13 protein-coding genes, 1 tRNA gene and 1 riboswitch are annotated in these 15,560 nt (G+C 71.4%); of the genes, 9 read left to right on the plus strand and 5 right to left on the minus strand.

The genetic code is table 11. The features are described from left to right. Positions 1–113: 113 nt before the first annotated feature. The 4 genes from Q2K21_RS34570 (at position 114) to Q2K21_RS34585 (ending at position 5,274) form a co-directional block, all read left to right on the plus strand. On the plus strand, positions 114–1,535 hold the full coding sequence (locus Q2K21_RS34570) for an MFS transporter (RefSeq protein ID WP_310779905.1): 1,422 nt from the start codon (positions 114–116) through the stop codon (positions 1,533–1,535). Between the two features lie 159 nt (positions 1,536–1,694). Beyond that, positions 1,695–2,933 (plus strand): L-2-hydroxyglutarate oxidase, encoded by a 1,239-nt coding sequence (lhgO, locus tag Q2K21_RS34575; protein ID WP_386275920.1) that lies wholly within the window; start codon positions 1,695–1,697, stop codon positions 2,931–2,933. 80 nt (positions 2,934–3,013) lie between these two features. Next, the gene (trmB, locus tag Q2K21_RS34580; protein ID WP_310779907.1) at positions 3,014–3,847 is read left to right on the plus strand and encodes a tRNA (guanosine(46)-N7)-methyltransferase TrmB; all 834 of its coding nucleotides are present in this window, start codon (positions 3,014–3,016) and stop codon (positions 3,845–3,847) included. Positions 3,848–3,912: 65 nt separating this feature from the next. Next, positions 3,913–5,274 carry a PrsW family intramembrane metalloprotease gene (locus Q2K21_RS34585; RefSeq protein WP_310779909.1) on the plus strand — a complete coding sequence of 454 codons (1,362 nt, stop codon included), beginning with the start codon at positions 3,913–3,915 and terminating at the stop codon, positions 5,272–5,274. 199 nt (positions 5,275–5,473) lie between these two features. Here Q2K21_RS34585 and Q2K21_RS34590 read toward each other — a convergent pair whose 3' ends face one another. The 5 genes from Q2K21_RS34590 to Q2K21_RS34610 form a co-directional block, all read right to left on the minus strand. Further along, positions 5,474–6,418: an aldo/keto reductase gene (locus tag Q2K21_RS34590; protein ID WP_310779910.1), complete on the minus strand. Its 945-nt coding sequence runs from the start codon at positions 6,416–6,418 to the stop codon at positions 5,474–5,476. Positions 6,419–6,712: 294 nt separating this feature from the next. Then, the gene (locus Q2K21_RS34595) at positions 6,713–7,750 is read right to left on the minus strand and encodes a M23 family metallopeptidase (RefSeq protein ID WP_310779912.1); all 1,038 of its coding nucleotides are present in this window, start codon (positions 7,748–7,750) and stop codon (positions 6,713–6,715) included. Positions 7,751–7,761: 11 nt separating this feature from the next. Next, positions 7,762–7,917, minus strand: a riboswitch (cyclic di-AMP (ydaO/yuaA leader). Between the two features lie 261 nt (positions 7,918–8,178). After that, positions 8,179–9,372: a PP2C family protein-serine/threonine phosphatase gene (locus Q2K21_RS34600; RefSeq protein ID WP_310779913.1), complete on the minus strand. Its 1,194-nt coding sequence runs from the start codon at positions 9,370–9,372 to the stop codon at positions 8,179–8,181. Between the two features lie 216 nt (positions 9,373–9,588). Beyond that, a tRNA-Met gene (locus Q2K21_RS34605) sits at positions 9,589–9,662 on the minus strand. 407 nt (positions 9,663–10,069) lie between these two features. Next, complete coding sequence (locus tag Q2K21_RS34610; RefSeq protein ID WP_310779915.1) at positions 10,070–11,218, minus strand: dihydrofolate reductase family protein; 1,149 nt, start codon at positions 11,216–11,218, stop codon at positions 10,070–10,072. A 74-nt stretch (positions 11,219–11,292) separates the two neighbouring features. On the opposite strand from Q2K21_RS34610, the gene Q2K21_RS34615 reads away from it, so the two are divergent. The 5 genes from Q2K21_RS34615 to Q2K21_RS34635 all read left to right on the plus strand — a co-directional run bounded on the left by Q2K21_RS34615 (position 11,293) and on the right by Q2K21_RS34635 (position 15,396). Then, entirely contained in the window at positions 11,293–11,802 is a 510-nt protein-coding gene (locus Q2K21_RS34615) for a MarR family winged helix-turn-helix transcriptional regulator (protein ID WP_310779917.1), read from the plus strand. Between the two features lie 131 nt (positions 11,803–11,933). Beyond that, positions 11,934–12,593: a GTP cyclohydrolase II gene (locus Q2K21_RS34620; RefSeq protein ID WP_310779919.1), complete on the plus strand. Its 660-nt coding sequence runs from the start codon at positions 11,934–11,936 to the stop codon at positions 12,591–12,593. Between the two features lie 336 nt (positions 12,594–12,929). Continuing rightward, positions 12,930–13,370 (plus strand): GntR family transcriptional regulator, encoded by a 441-nt coding sequence (locus tag Q2K21_RS34625; protein WP_386275921.1) that lies wholly within the window; start codon positions 12,930–12,932, stop codon positions 13,368–13,370. 17 nt (positions 13,371–13,387) lie between these two features. Next, positions 13,388–14,380 carry an ABC transporter ATP-binding protein gene (locus tag Q2K21_RS34630; protein WP_310781384.1) on the plus strand — a complete coding sequence of 331 codons (993 nt, stop codon included), beginning with the start codon at positions 13,388–13,390 and terminating at the stop codon, positions 14,378–14,380. Continuing rightward, a complete protein-coding gene (locus tag Q2K21_RS34635; protein WP_310779921.1) occupies positions 14,377–15,396 on the plus strand; it encodes an ABC transporter in 1,020 nt (339 codons plus the stop codon). The genes Q2K21_RS34630 and Q2K21_RS34635 overlap by 4 nt, the downstream gene beginning before the upstream one ends. The last annotated feature ends 164 nt before the right edge of the window (positions 15,397–15,560 follow it).

A 15,560-nucleotide genomic window follows, 5' to 3' on the forward strand; every position in this document is an offset into this window, starting at 1 on the left:
GCCATCCGGATTTACGCCCCTTAACGCATGGGATCCGGCGAACTACGCTGGGTTTACGAATGCCGCGCGGTTATGCCACCGCCGCGGCAGCCGTCTGTGTCGAGGGGTGGCGCATGTCCAGGGAGCAACGCGGGCCGAACGAAAAGCTCGGCGCCGTTCTCGCCCTCGCGGGAATCAGCAACGCAGGACTCGCCCGGCGCGTCAACGATCTTGGCGCCCAGCGCGGGTTGACTCTTCGCTACGACAAGACCTCGGTGGCGCGCTGGGTGTCGAAGGGCATGGTGCCGCAGGGCGCCGCGCCGCACCTGATCGCCGCGGCCATCGGCCAGAAGCTCGGCCGCCCCGTACCGCTCCACGAGATCGGTCTGGCGGACGCGGATCCCGCACCGGAAGTGGGCCTCGCCTTCCCCCGGGACGTAGGACAGGCGGTGAAGTCGGCGACGGAGCTCTACCGTCTCGACCTCGCCGGGCGCCGGACCGGCGGCGGCATCTGGCAGTCGCTGGCCGGATCGTTCGCGGTGAGCGCTTACGCAACCCCTGCTTCCCGCTGGCTGATTACCCCGGCCGACAGCTCGGTGGCGCGCGACCCGGCCCCCGGCGACGGGTCCGGAGCACCGCTCAAGGTCGGCCACAGCGATGTCCAGAAGCTCCGCGAGGCCGCGGAGGACGCCCGACGCTGGGACTCCAAGTACGGGGGCGGCGACTGGCGTTCGTCGATGGTGCCCGAGTGCCTGAGGGTGGAGGCGGCGCCGCTGCTGCTCGGCTCGTACTCGGACGAGGTGGGCCGGGCGCTGTTCGGGGCGAGCGCCGAACTGACGCGGCTGGCCGGCTGGATGGCCTTCGACACGGGACAGCAGGAGGCCGCCCAGCGCTACTACATCCAGGCGCTGCGCCTCGCGCGCGCGGCGGCCGACGTGCCCCTGGGGGGCTATGTCCTCGCCTCCATGTCGCTCCAGGCGACCTACCGGGGCTTCGGCGACGAGGGCGTCGACCTCGCCCAGGCCGCCCTGGAGCGCAACCGCGGCCTGGCCACGGCCCGCACCATGAGCTTCTTCCGTCTCGTCGAGGCACGCGCGCACGCGCGCGCGGGTGACGCCCAGGCGGCCGGCGCGGCCCTGAAGGCCGCCGAGGGCTGGCTGGAGCGGGCCCGCGACGGCGACAACGACCCGTCCTGGCTCGGCTTCTACTCGTACGACCGCTTCGCGGCCGACGCCGCCGAGTGCTACCGCGACCTCAAGGCCCCGCGCCAGGTCCGCCGCTTCACCGAGCAGGCCCTGTCCCGGCCCACGGAGGAGTTCGTGCGCTCGCACGGGCTGCGCCTCGTCGTGTCGGCGGTCGCCGAGCTGGAGTCGGGCAACCTGGACGCGGCCTGCGAGCAGGGCGTGCGGGCGGTGGAGGTGGCCGGGCGCATATCGTCGGCGCGCACCACGGAATACGTGAGGGATCTTCTGCACCGGCTGGAGCCGTACGGGGACGAACCGCGTGTGGTGGAGCTGCGGGAGCGGGCGCGGCCGCTGCTCATGGCTCCCGCCTAGGACCGGGTGCCCGCGCGTCTGCCTGGCTGGTGCGGTCTTCGGGGTGCGGGTTGTCGGTGGCTGCGCGCGCCCACGCGGCGGAGCCGCATATCGATACAGCCCCGCGCCCCTTCCAGGGGCGCGGCTCCCCCGGGGTTTGAAGGCATTGTCAGTGGCGCAGTGCACTATCGGAACCGGGAGGTGGAACAGGTGCGGGAGATCGCGTACGACTGTGACGTGCTGGTGATCGGTGGTGGGATCGTCGGCCTGTCGACGGCGTATGCGATCACGCATGCCGCGCCGGGCACCCGGGTGACGGTCCTGGAGAAGGAGCTCGGCCCGGCCCGCCACCAGACGGGGCGCAACAGCGGGGTGATCCACAGCGGGATCTACTACCGCCCCGGTTCGCTGAAGGCGCGGTACGCGGCGCGAGGCGCCGCCGAGATGGTCAAGTTCTGCGCGGAGTACGGCATCGCGCACGCCGTCACCGGCAAGCTGATCGTCGCCACGGAGCGGGAGGAGCTGCCGCGCCTGCACGCACTCGTGCAGCGCGGCCGGGAGAACGGCATTCCGGTACGGGAACTGGGCCCGACCCAGATCGCCGAGTACGAGCCCGAGGTGCGGGGACTCGCGGCCATACACGTCGAGACCACGGGGATCTGCGACTTCGTGGCGGTCGCCCGGCAGCTCGGGGAGGCTTCGGGGGCGGAGATCCGGTACGGGTCCCAGGTCGTACGGATCGACCGGCGCCCGTCGCTCGGGGTCGCCGTGCGGACGGCGGACGGGACGGTCCTGCGCGCGCGGGTGATGGTCAACTGCGCCGGGCTGCACTGTGACGAGGTGGCCCGGCTGACCGGGGACGACCCGGGGATGCGCATCGTGCCGTTCCGGGGCGAGTACTACGCGCTGGCGCGGCCCGAGCTGGTGCGGGGGCTGGTGTATCCGGTGCCGGATCCGGCGTTCCCCTTCCTCGGGGTGCATCTGACACGGGGGATCGACTCAGAGGTGCACATCGGGCCGAACGCGGTGCCGGCACTGGCGCGCGAGGGATACGGCTGGGGGGTCGTACGGCCGCGGGAACTGGGCGCCACGGTGGCATGGCCGGGCTCGTGGCACATAGCGCGGCGGCACTGGCGGTACGGGGCGGGCGAGCTGCGGCGGTCGGTCTCCAAGGGGGCGTTCACGGCGGCGGTACGGCGGCTGCTGCCGGTGGTGGAGGCGGACGACCTGGTGCGGGTCCCCGCCGGGGTACGGGCGCAGGCGGTGCTGCGGGACGGGACGCTCGTGGACGACTTTCTGATCAAGGAGGGGGCGCGGGCGGTGCATGTGCTGAATGCGCCGTCACCTGCCGCGACCGCTTCGCTGCCGATCGGGCGGGAGGTGGCGCGGCGGGTGTTGGCTGTGTTGGGACGAGAGTGAGCGGTTACCCAGGGGTGGTTGCCGTTGGAGACCCCGGCCGGGCTGAGTGGTGCCGCTCTGCCTCTAAAATTGGTCCCACTGTGTCTGACTCCCTCAGCTTCGCTCCCGAAGATCCGCACGTCGCCCCCGGTGCTTCCACCCGGCACACCCGGGCCAAGGGTGAGCCCCGGTTCCCCGACGGGCCCAAGGCCGATCCCGCCGGGTCGCACTTCGAGCGGCGGATCCGGAGCTTTCAACCGCGGCGGAGCCGGGTGACGGCCGGGCAGGCGGACGCCCTGCAGCGACTGTGGCCCAAGTGGGGGCTGGACATCGACGGGCAGCGGGTCGTCGATCTCGTCGAGCTGTTCGGGAACACCAACCCCGCCGTGCTGGAGATCGGGTTCGGCATGGGTGAGGCCACCGCGCGGATGGCGGCGGGTGACCCCGGCACCAACATCCTCGCCGTCGACGTGCACACCCCCGGCCAGGGCAATCTGCTGGGTCTCGCCGACCGGAACGGGCTGAGCAACATCCGGGTCGGAAACGGCGACGCGATCATCCTGCTGCGCGAGATGCTCACACCGGACTCCCTCGACGGCCTGCGCGTCTACTTCCCCGACCCCTGGCCCAAGAAGCGCCACCACAAGCGGCGGCTCATCCAGCCCGAGTTCCTCACGCTCGCCGCCACCCGCCTCAAGCCGGGCGCGCTCGTGCACTGCGCGACGGACTGGGAGCCGTACGCCGAGCAGATGCTCGACGTGCTCACCGCGCACCCGGACTTCGAGAACACACAGGCCGACGGAGGTTACGCGCCGCGCCCCGGGTTCCGGCCGCTGACCCGTTTCGAGGGCCAGGGACTGGACAAGGGTCATGTCGTGAACGACCTGCTGTTCCGTCGCGTACAGCACCCAGACCAGCCCACCGCCGGCGACTGAGCGCCCTGCGGGCCCCCGCCGGGCACCGTCGCGGGCGGCGCCCCTCCCTCGTTAGGGTCGATGCCGTGGCCACCTTTCCCTCGTACCCGACGCACCCCCAGGGCGACGCCGGCGGTGGCACGCTCGGGCACGCGCACTGGTGGCAGAAGCGGTGGGTGCGGTACGGGGCGCTGATCACACTCCTCGCGCTCTCCGGGCTCGTCATCCTCGCCCTCGTACGGCAGCAGACCGGCACCGAGGGCTTTCTGGTCGGCCTCGGCCTCGCGGTCCTGCCCGTGCCTCTGCTCACCGCCGCGTTCCGCTGGCTGGACCGGGTCGAGCCCGGGCCCTGGCGGAACCTGCTGTTCGCCTTCGCGTGGGGTGCCTGCGCCGCCGCGCTCATAGCGATCGTCGCGAACAGCTTCGCCACCAGATGGATAGCGACCGCGACCGCCGATCCGAACAGTGCCGACACGCTCGGCGCGACCGTCATAGCGCCCATGGTCGAGGAGTCCGCGAAGGCAGCCGCCGTGCTGCTGCTCTTCCTCTTCCGCAGACGGGACTTCACCGGAATCGTCGACGGGGTGGTGATAGCCGGGGTCACCGCGACCGGCTTCGCCTTCACCGAGAACATCCTCTATCTGGGCACGGCCTTCGGCACGGACCAGTTGAGCGGTGAGCGCGGGCTGGCGTCCATGACGGCCGCGACCTTCTTCGTCCGCGTGGTGATGTCCCCCTTCGCGCACCCGCTGTTCACCGTGCTCACTGGTATCGGCTTCGGCATCACCGCACTGACGGCGGAGCGCCGACGCATACGCCGGGTGCTGATGCCGCTGGGCGGGCTGCTGCTCGCGATGGGCATGCACAGCATGTGGAACGGGTCGTCGACGTTCGGCCAGTACGGGTTCTTCGCGGTGTACGCGTCGTTCATGGTGCCCGCGTTCGGGTTGCTGACCTGGCTGGTCATCTGGACGCGGCAACGGGAGCTGCGGACCGTTCGGGAGGAGCTTCCCGCGTACGCGGTCGCCGGGTGGCTGAGTCCGATCGAGCCGTTCGTGCTCGGCTCCATGCGGGCGCGGCGGCTGGCCCGGGAGTACGCGAGACAGCACTTCGGGAAGGCGGCGGCGCGCTCGGTCGCGGAGTACGAGGCGTACGCGACGTCGCTGGCGTTCCTGCGCCACCGGGGGCGCCGGGGCCGGGCGGGGGCCGATTTCGTCGTACGGGAGCGGGAGTTGCTCGCCGAGCTGTGGGCGCGGCGGGAGGTGGCGCGCCCGGCGCTGGCTCATGCGGCTCGGTCCATGGCCCCGGCGGCTCCGCCGGCCTGGCCGGGGTACGGGTACGGGTACGCACCGGTGTACACGGCACCGCCGCCGTACGGATCGACGGTGCCGTACGGATCGACGGTGCCGTATCTGCCGTATCCCGGGTACAACCCGTACCGCTCGTAACGAGATACGCCGGTCCGGCACCACCGGAACCCGTGGCCACGACCGGCCGCCGCGGCAGCGGAGAAAAGCCACGGCTGACTGACGTCACACAGCGCCCCGCGGCCACGGGCAGCCGTGCCGCTGGGGCCTCGGGGCCCCGCCCCGGCCTCGGGCAGCGGGCCCCGACCGGCCGACGCCTTCGGGTCGTCCCTGTGCCGACCTACGCCGACGCCTCCGTCAGCCTCGCCACTTCCGTGTCCGTGAGTGTCAGGTCGCCCACCGCCAGCAGTGCGGGCAGTTGTTCCGGCGTGCGGGCCGAGGCGATCGGGGCCGCGACCGTCGGCCGGGCCGCCAGCCATGCCAGGGCCACCGTCGCGATCTCGGCGCCCCGCGCCTGCGCGACCTCGTCGAGAGCCGCCAGGACGCGCCGCCCGCGCTCGGTCTCCAGATGCTTGCCCGCGCCCGCCGCCCGCGCCGAGTCCACCGCCGTACCCGGCCGGTACTTGCCCGTCAGGAAGCCGGACGCGAGCGAGTAGTACGGGACGGCCGCCAGACCGGCGCGGGAGGCGACGTCCCGCAGCGCGCCCTCGTAGGTGTCCCGCGAGACCAGGTTGTAGTGCGGCTGCAACGCCACGTACCGCGCCAGGTCCTCGCGGTCGGAGAAGTCGAGGGACTCCTGGAGGCGCTCGGCGGAGATGTTGGAGGCGCCGATGGCGCGCACCTTGCCCGCCCTGACCAGTTCGTCCAGGGCGCCGATGATCTCCTCGACCGGCACTTCCGGCTTGTCGAAATGCGTGTAGTAGAGGTCGATGTAGTCGGTGCCCAGACGGCGCAGGGACGCGTCCGCCGCTGCCTTGATGTTGGCGGCGGTCAGCCCCTGGTACTCGGGGTGCTGGCTGACCTTGGTCGCGATGATCACGTCGGATCGGTTGCCGCGCGCCTTGATCCACTTGCCGATGATGGTCTCGGACTCGCCGCCCTTGTTGCCCTCGATCCACGCCGAGTACGAGTCGGCCGTGTCGACGAAGTTGCCGCCCGCAGCCGTGTACGCGTCGAGCACGGCGAAGGACTGTGCCTCGTCGGCGGTCCAGCCGAAGACGTTGCCGCCGAGGGAGAGGGGGAAGACCTCGAGGTCGGACGAGCCAAGCTTGCGAAGAGAAGTCATGCTCAAGCTCAACACGCGAGCCCTACCGGCTGCTTCCGGGACAGCCGCAAAGTTGGCGCAACCGAGCGGATGGCCGGATTCCGGCCCGTCGGGATCCCTGTGTCAGGTGATCCCCGTATCAGGTGATCACTGTGTCAGGTGATCCCTGTGTCAGGTGATCCCTGCGTCAAGTGATCCCCGCGTCAGGCGATCCCTGCGTCTGGCAGGCCCTGACGCATGGATCGACATCCAACCGGCAGCCCTGACGTCGGGGGGACGCCGTCAGGACCGCCGGGGCTCAGGGGAGGGGCGGTGTCAGGGGGTGAGGCCCTTGCTCCGCAGCCAGGCCATCGGGTCCACTCCTTCGGCACTGCCACCGGGGTGCACCTCCAGGTGCAGGTGCGGCCCGGTCACGTTGCCGGTGGCGCCCACGCGGCCGATGACGTCTCCCGTGGAGACCTTCTGGCCGACGCTGACGCTGATCGACGACTGGTGGCAGAACCACAGCTCCGTGCCGTCGTCCAGGGTGAGGATCGTGCGGTAGCCGTAGGAACCGGCCCAGCCCGCCTCCGTGATGGTGCCGCTGTGGATCGCCTTGATGAGCGTGCCCGTGGGCGCGGCGAAGTCGAGACCCGTGTGGTAGCCGGAGGACCACATGGAGCCGGCCTGGCCGAAGGTCGAGGTGATGGTGTACGAGGAGGTCGGCAGCGTGTACTGCTTGGCCAGCTCGGCCAGCCGCGCCGCCTCGGCCTTCTTCCTGGCCTCCTCCTCCGCCGCCTTCTTCGCGGCGGCGGCCTTGGCCTTCGCGTCCTCCTGCGCCTTCGCGGCCGCGGCGGCGGCCTTCTTCGCGGCGGCGGCCTCAGCGGCCCGCGCGGCGGCGCTCGCGACCTGGTCCTGCTGGGACTCGGCCTGCTGGATGATCCGGGCGCGCAGCGCCTCGCCCGCGTCCGCGCCGCTCTCGGCGGCGTCGGCGGTGGTCACGCCCACGCTGCTGAGGGCGGTGGCGGAGCCCTTGGGGGTGGGGGTGTCCTCGCCGATGAGCGACTTGGCCGAGTCCGTGACGGAGGACAGGTCCGGCAGGGATATCGACACCGGCGGCTTGCCGCTCTGCGCGGTGGCCATGCCGCCCGCACCGACGGCGGCCATCACGCCGACGCCCAGAACGGTGGAGCTGCGTGCGAGACCGCCCCCGCGCTGCTTGGTGACGCGGTGCCGGCCGCGGACGGGACGGAGGGAATCCTCGGTGGGGTTCCACTCCTCCCAGGGACCCTCGTCGGTACGCGGTGCGAATCCGAACGTCTGAGTGTCGTTCGGAGCGAACGAGGTGCTCTGGGCAGGCCGGTTGGACGCCACGTGGGCGCACTCCTTTCCTTCCGTCTCGCCTACCGGGTTAGCTGACGGGTTCGGAGAGGAAGGTCTCCTACGCGCGTATACCCACCGTGCTTCCACGGCGATATCCGCTCGATTCACCCCAAAAGGTGGTTCCCCGGTTCCCTTGCGGGATTCGGCACATGCGCACGGAGCCGCCTCTTGTGACGGCTGGGACAACCGCGCTGCGTTATCGAACGTTAATAGACCCGGGGGCTGGATTCCAAGCTGTTCGGACAGATCGTTGACGGCTATCGGCCAGGACTTTCACGCCATGAGCGGCGAAATACGGACGAGTTGACCGCACCTCAGGGACCCCGCAGGTATTGACTGTATGTCAGCTGTTACGCGGAGGGGTGCGGTTCGCTCACTCGCTGTGATAACGGTCGAGCACCGGGGCCGGCCCGTGCCGCTCAGGGGCGGCGCACGGCCAACAGGGCCATGTCGTCGGTGGCGTGGCCGCCGGTATGACGGGCGACGTCGTCGGCGACGGCGGTCAGCAGGTCACCGGGCCCGGGGAAGACGCCGCCTGCGAGGCGTTCGGCGGGGTCGTAGAACGTCCCCCGCGCATCCCGCGCCTCCGAGACGCCGTCGGTGTAGAGGAACAGCATCGCCCCGCGCGGAAGGTCCCACTCCTCCGCCCGGTCGGGTCGGATGCGCAACTCGGCCATGCCGAGCGGCAGCGCGGGTTCCCGGGGCTCCAACTCGCGCAGGCGGCCGTCCGGGAGCAGGAGCAGCGGGGCGGGGTGCCCCCGGTTGACGATCCGGACGATGCCGCGGCCGTGCGGGATCTCCGCGAGGACGGCGGTGGCGAACCCCTCCAACGCCTCGATCCCGGCGCGTCGGGCGGCTTCGCGCGACAGTGCCCGCTCCAGGCGCTGGGCGACGGCCTCCAGGGTGGACTCCTGCTCGGCGGCCTCCCGGAAGGCACCGATGGCGACGGCGACTGCGGCCACAGCCCCCATTCCCTTGCCGCGCACGTCCCCGACGAGGAGCCGGACACCGTGCGGGGAGTCCTGTACCGCGTACAGGTCGCCGCCGATGAAGGCGTCGGCCTGCGCCGCCTCGTACCGGGCGGCGAAGTCGAGCCCGCCGATCCGCTCGGCGGGCTCGGGCAGCACGGCGCGCTGGGCGGCCTCGGCGATCTCCCGGGCCGAGGCGAGGCGTTGGACGTTGCGGCGCACGAGCACGTTGATGAGGACGGCCAGGACGGCGACGGTGACGATGGTGACCACGTCGGTGATCGCGTCGACCTGTACGAGGGTGCCGAGCCTGAGGTGGACGAGAACGATGGCGATGACCCCGGCCACGCCTGTGAGGACGGTGCCGCGGAGCGAGTAGAGGGGGGCGGCGACGAGCGGGGCGGCGGTGAAGAAGGGCACGGCCGTGAAGGGGGGCGGGGTGAGGTGGTCGTAGAAGACGCCGCCGATGATGAGCAGCTCGGGCAGAGCACGCAGGAACGTGCGCGCGTACGAGATCCGGCGGGCCTCGGGCTCGACGGACGCCGGCGGCCGGTCGTCTCCGGCACTGGGGTCGGGCACGGGGGCGCCGGGGGCCCGGCCGCCGCCCCGGTCGTGGTCGTCGTGCGGCTCCCCGGACCGCCGCACACCTCCTTGCTGCCGCACCCGTTCATGCTTTCCCGGAAGCAGGGAGGGGAGCGACCTCTGGGGGCCGACTGGGGTACGTCCACCGGAGACCCACGGACCTCGGGGCTCCGCCCCCGCACCCCACTGGACCTCCGCCCCAGGACCGCTTTGCGAGATCTGCAGGCAGAGAAACGCCGAGGGCCGGAACCCTTTCGGATTCCGGCCCTCGGCCATCAGTAGCGGGGACAGGATTTGAACCTGCGACCTCTGGGTTATGAGCCCAGCGAGCTACCGAGCTGCTCCACCCCGCGTCGGTGAAACCAGTGTACGCCATGCGCGGCACGCGAAGCACACGGGTTTCCCGCCCACGGCTCTCACCAGCTTTTTCCGGCCGTCCACGGAGCCGTGACCCGGTGCGCGGCCCGCGCTTCGGCCGGTGCGGCGCCACGTGACGGCCGGTGCGGCGCCACGTGACGGCCGGTGCGGCGCCGCGTGGAGGCCGCATGTCGGCCGGGGCGGCGCCGCATGCCCGCCGCACGTCGGCCCGTACGCCACCCGCCCGCCACACGTCAGCCCGTACGCCCGCCCTCACGCCCGCCACACGTCAGCCCGTACGCCGCCCGCACGCCCGCACGCCCGCACGCCCGCCCGCCCGCCCGCCCGCCCGCCACACGTCAGCCCGTACGCCCGCCCGCCCGCCGCAATGTCGGCCCGTGCGTCAGGCCCGGGAGGCCGGCGGCACCAGATGGGCGTTCGGAGCCTTCGCTCGGTCCTCGTACTCCGGGAGCACCACCACGTCCACCCCGTGCGCCGCCAGCAGCCCGCTTCCGTCGGCCGACTGCACGAACGTGTCCGGTTCGCGCCAGGCCGTCACCACCCGTCGTACTCCGGCGTCGAGAATGAGCCGGGCGCACGGCGCGGGCCGGGAGGCGCGGCGGGCGCACGGTTCCAGGCTGCTGTACACCGTGGCGGTGACCAGCCGGGGATCCGCCGGGTCGAGCTTGGCCAGCGCCGCCTCCTCCGCGTGGACCACGGGGTCGCCCCCCTCACGGGAGTGCGCCCGCGCCAGCTCCGTACCGTCGGCCGCGACGATCACCGCCCCCACGCTGAAGGCCGTCGGGGAGGGCGGACACTGTGCCGCCAGTTCGCAGGCCACCTCCAGCCACCGCCGGTCCGCGGCGGAGGCGAGCCTCCCCGTGCCGGGCGCCGTGGGGACGTACCGCACCAGCACGACGTCCCCGACCGGTCGCGTCTCCACCAGCCGCATCCGCCCCGCCGGATACACCCCCGGCCCGAACATCCGCGGCGCGGCCGTCTCCCCCACGAACAGTGGCGCGACCACGAGCTGGAGCTCGTCCGCGAGCCCCTGCTGGAGCAGCTGCGTGTGCACGCGTCCGCCGCCCTCGACCATCAGCCGCCGTACGCCCTTGACGTCGCCCAGATGGGCGAGCACGGCCCGCCACTCGACGTCCGGCCCGAGCGCGGCCACCTCCACGTCGGCCGGCAGCAGTCCGCGCAGCCGCTCCGCGCCCTTGTCCGTCGTATAGACGATCTTCGCGCCGCCCGTGTGCCAGAAGCGGGCCTGCGGATCGAGGTCGCCGGACGCGCTGACCGTGACCTTCAGCGGGTACTCCGGCAGCCGCGCGGCGACCCGGGCCGCGCGCCGTTCGGCCGAGTAGACGAGCAGCCGCGGGTTGTCGGTGCGCAGGGTGCCCGCCCCGACGAGGATCGCGTCGCTGCCCGCCCGCACCTCGTCGACCCGGTCGAAGTCCTCCGGCCCGGACAGCAGGAGCCGCTCGGGCCCGGTGTCGTCCAGGAAACCGTCGAGGGAGACGGCGGCGGACAACAGGACGTAGGGGTGGGCCATGAGGTGCACTCCAGTAAGGCGTGGTCCAACAGGGAGGCTTGGTTCAACTTTTAAACAATAACTACACTGTCAGTATGACGACCCGCTGGCTCACCCCGGAGGAAGAGCGCGCCTGGCGCTCGTACATCGCCGCGTCGTGGCTCCTGGAGGACACGATCGACCGGCAGCTCCAGCAGGAGGCCGGCATGCCGCACCTGTACTACTCCGTACTGGCCCACCTCTCCGACGCACCCGACCACCGCATGCGGATGACCGACCTCGCCGAGGCCACGAAGATCACCCGTAGTCGGCTGACGTACGTCGTCACCCGCCTGGAGAAGGACGGCACCGTCCGCCGGGAAGGGTGCCCGACCGACAAGCGGGGCAGCATGGCGGTCCTGACGGACGAGGGCATGGCGCTCCTGGAGCGTACGGCGCCGGGCCACGTGGAGACAGTCCGCGCATCGGTTTTCGATCACCTCACCCCCGAGCAGGTGGGTCAGCTGGAGGCGATCTGCGCACGGATCACGGAGGCCCTCCAAGGGGACGAGGAGCAGTCGGCGTGCGGGGCGCTGCCGTGGCGAAGGCGTTCGTCGGCGCCGTAATTCCCCCCAAAAAAGGTTGCTTGAACTTTAAAGCAGGAGTTAGAGTCTCCGACCGAGGTTGTGCTTCAAATCTGAAGCATGGGGCGCACCCTCCGCACCCGCAACCGCCGGACCGGAGAAAGACGACACACATGCGCGACGCGAACGACACCCAAGCCGCGACCGACCTCCCCGCCGCCACGGTCCGCACCCGCGTGACGGTCCCGCTCCGCTTCGGCGACGGCTACACGGTCACCGCCGACCTGGTCACCTTCCACGGACTCACCGACGGCCAGGAGCACGTGGCCGTGATCCTCGGCGAGGTGCCCGCCGACCGCCCGCCGCTGGTGCGCCTGCACTCCGAGTGCCTGACCGGCGACGTCTTCGGCTCGGCCCGCTGCGACTGCGGCCCCCAGCTGCGCGAGGCGGTGGAACGCATCGCGGACAGCGGCGGCGTCCTGCTCTACCTCCGCCAGGAGGGCCGCGGCATCGGCCTCTACAACAAGCTCGACGCGTACGCCCTCCAGGACCAGGGCCTGGACACCTACGAGGCCAACGCCGCGCTCGGTCTGCCGGAGGACGCCCGGGACTACACGGCCGCCGGGCAGATGCTCCGCGCCCTCGGCATCGACACCCTGGACCTGCTCTCCAACAACCCCGACAAGGCGGACCAGCTCCGCACCCTGGGCCTCACCGTCACCCACCGCGTCCCCACGGGCGTCTTCACCACGGCCCAGAACGTCCGCTACCTCCGCGCGAAGGTGGTCCACACGCAGCACACGCTGCCACTCACGGAACTGACGGCGGGCTGACCGGCGCCTGGCCGGCACCCCCCGGTTCCAGGGCACCTGCACCGGGACCTTCCCGAGGGCGCCGAACAACCCGAGGTCGCCGAACAACCCGAGGGCGTCGACAACCCCGATGTCGCCCGACAACCCCGATGTCGCCGAAGAACGAAGCGCCCCGACCGGGCAAACCGGTCTGGGCGCTTCTGCGTGCCCTCGGCCATGTCCTGGGCCATGTGCTCGGTCTGCCAATGTCATGGCTCGGTCACCGTTCCGTCTCGGCGCGGTGCCGTGGGAGCCGATCCGTTTGACAGGTCTCGGCCTACCGCCACATCATCATTTCACTAATCAAGTAGCTAAAGGGTGTTGAAGCTCGTGGAGTTCCGCATCGACAGGCGGAGCGGGATCGCCGCCTATCAGCAGATCGTCCAGCAGACCAAGCAGGCCCTGCGGCTGGGCGTTCTGATGCCGGGGGACCGGCTGCCCACCGCCAAGGAGGTCGCCGAGACCTGCGCGGTCAACCCGAACACCACGCTCAAGGCGTACCGGGAGCTGGAACGCGAAGGTCTGGTCGAGCCACGGCCCGGCCTGGGCACCTTCATTCGCCGGTCACTGGCCCGCCCCCAGGCGGGCGCCGACTCCCCGTTGCGCGGGGAGCTGGAGGCGTGGATGACACGGGCACGCGAGGCCGGCCTGGAGCGGGAGGACGTGACCGCGCTGGTCACGTCGGTCCTGGAGGAGCGGTACGGCGAGAACACGGCGACCGCCGGAACGACGTTGAGTCCAGAAACGAGGTACCAGTGAGTAACGCCAGGGATGCCATGGACGTCGGGGGTCCGGCGGAGGCGTCGGCGATAGAGGCCTACGGGGTGGGCGTGAAGTACCGTCGCGGCTGGGCCTTGCGGGACTGCTCGTTCCGGCTGCCGGCCGGCCGGATCTGCGGGCTGGTGGGCCCCAACGGCGCGGGAAAGACGACGCTGATGGGCATCGCCGCCAATCTGCTGCAGCCGACGGACGGCACCCTCAAGGTGTTCGGCGCGGCACCGGAATCCACGGAGGCGGGACAGCGCACGGCGTTCCTCGCCCAGGAGAAGCCGCTGTTCCGCCGCTTCACCGTGGCCGAGACGCTGCGCATGGGACGCGAACTGAACCCCCGCTGGGACCAGCGGGCCGCCGAGAACGTCGTCCGCGCGGGCAATGTGCCCATGGAAGCGAAGATCGGCACCCTCTCCGGTGGCCAGCGCACCCGGGTCGCCTTCGCCCTCGCCTTCGGCAAGCGCCCCGACCTGCTGATGCTCGACGAGCCGATGTCCGACCTCGACCCGCTGGTCCGCCGGGAGCTCATGAGCACGTTGATGGCCGAGGCCGCCGAACACGGCACCACTGTGCTGATGTCCTCCCACATGCTCAGCGAGCTGGAGAGCATCTGCGACTTTCTCCTCGTCGTCTCCTCGGGCGGACTGCGCATGGCCGGTGACGTGGACGAACTCCGCAGCGCCCATGTGCTGTTGAGCGGTGTCGCGAGCGGCGAGGGCAACAGCCGGCCGCAGGGCCCCGCCCAGGGCGTTCCGGCGGAGCTCGCCGGCCACACCGTCGTCGAGTGCCGCACCAGCGGACGCCAGGTCAACGCCCTCATACGCCCCAACGGCCCGGTGACCGGCCAGTGGCAGGCCGTCACCCCGAACTTGGAGGAACTGCTGCTCTCCTATCTGCGCTGCCCCGACGCGCCACCCCTGATCAGCCCCGAAGCCCATGTCCCGGGGCAGGCCTACGGCTCGGGCGCCTCCAACGGCACGCGGACGGTGGCGGCATGAGCAGCCTGACCGGGACCTCCGCCATCGGGCCCAACGGGTCCACCGCGTCCCCCATGACCACTCGCGGCTTCCGGCTCAGCGGCCTGACGTGGCTCATCTGGCGCCAGCACCGGGCCGGCTTCTGGACCATCCTCGCCGCCACCGCCGCCTCCATGGCAGTGATCGCCTATCTGCGCACCGGCCTGGTGGACGCCCTCACCGCACATGGCTGGCCTGACGCGGCGTCCGACAAGTGGCTGGAGGGCGCACTGACGTACGCCCCCCAGTTCCAGCTGGTGGCCTACGGCCTCGGGTTCATCCCCATCCTGCTCGGCGTCTTCCTCGGCGCCCCGCTGCTCGCCGGTGACCTGGAAAACGGCACCGCGAAACTCGTCAGCTGCCAGTCCGTCAGCCCAAGCCGCTGGCTGGCCACCAAGCTCGGGATCAGCGCCCTGGTGGTCGTCGTGTCCACGGCGGCGCTGTCCGTCACGTTCGGCTGGTGGTGGCACCCCGTCAAGAACGTGGACCAGGTTCTGGGGTGGAGCGAGGGCCCCGCGTTCGACAACACCGGACCCGTGCCCGTCGCGCTCGCGCTCTTCACCTTCGTGGGCGCCGTGGCGATCGGCATGCTCCTGCGCCGCACCCTGATCTCCATGGTCGTCACCTTCGCCTTCGCCGTCGTCGTCCAGGTGGTCTGGCACATGCAGCGGCTGAGCCTCGGCCAGGTCGTCACGATCACCACCGACAAGGGAATCATCGGCGACACCGCGTACGCGCATCTGCCTGAAGGCGCCCTGGAGCTCGACCGGTCGTACCTCTCGGGTTCCGGGCAGACCTACGGCTGGGGCACCTGCGTGCGCGAGGGGCTGTCGGACAAGGCCTGTGCCCAGAAGTACGACCTCGTGGGCTGGTCGGTGGACTACCTGCCGAGCACGCAGATGAGCGGCATGCAGTGGTTCGGTGCCTCGATCCTCTTCGCCCTGACCGCCGCCGTCGCGGTGTTCGTCTTCCTCCTGGGCCGCAAGCGCATCGTCTGACGCTCACGAGCCGGTCCCCGGCACTCGGGTCGGCCCATCTCATCAACCGCTGAACGCCGTGCGCGCACGGCAGGCGGCAGCCATCACGACGCCCCAGGCAGTTGCCTGGGGCGTCCCGCGTCAGAGAGGAGCCCGATGTTCTCCTCGGCCTGGCCGCCTTCACG

It is taken from the genome of Streptomyces sp. CGMCC 4.7035 (genome assembly GCF_031583065.1).
In the GTDB taxonomy this organism is placed as follows: Bacteria; Actinomycetota; Actinomycetes; order Streptomycetales; family Streptomycetaceae; genus Streptomyces; species Streptomyces yaanensis.

What these genes read in the sequence shown, in the direction of transcription:
- Q2K21_RS34610 (WP_310779915.1), bottom strand. Translation starts at nt 11,218, where the DNA reads ATGGCCCACCCCTACGTCCTGTTGTCCGCCGCCGTCTCCCTCGACGGT.
- Q2K21_RS34635 (WP_310779921.1), top strand. Translation starts at nt 14,377, where the DNA reads ATGAGCAGCCTGACCGGGACCTCCGCCATCGGGCCCAACGGGTCCACC.
- Q2K21_RS34620 (WP_310779919.1), top strand. Translation starts at nt 11,934, where the DNA reads ATGCGCGACGCGAACGACACCCAAGCCGCGACCGACCTCCCCGCCGCC.
- Q2K21_RS34615 (WP_310779917.1), top strand. Translation starts at nt 11,293, where the DNA reads ATGACGACCCGCTGGCTCACCCCGGAGGAAGAGCGCGCCTGGCGCTCG.
- Q2K21_RS34590 (WP_310779910.1), bottom strand. Translation starts at nt 6,418, where the DNA reads ATGACTTCTCTTCGCAAGCTTGGCTCGTCCGACCTCGAGGTCTTCCCC.
- Q2K21_RS34570 (WP_310779905.1), top strand. Translation starts at nt 114, where the DNA reads ATGTCCAGGGAGCAACGCGGGCCGAACGAAAAGCTCGGCGCCGTTCTC.
- Q2K21_RS34630 (WP_310781384.1), top strand. Translation starts at nt 13,388, where the DNA reads ATGGACGTCGGGGGTCCGGCGGAGGCGTCGGCGATAGAGGCCTACGGG.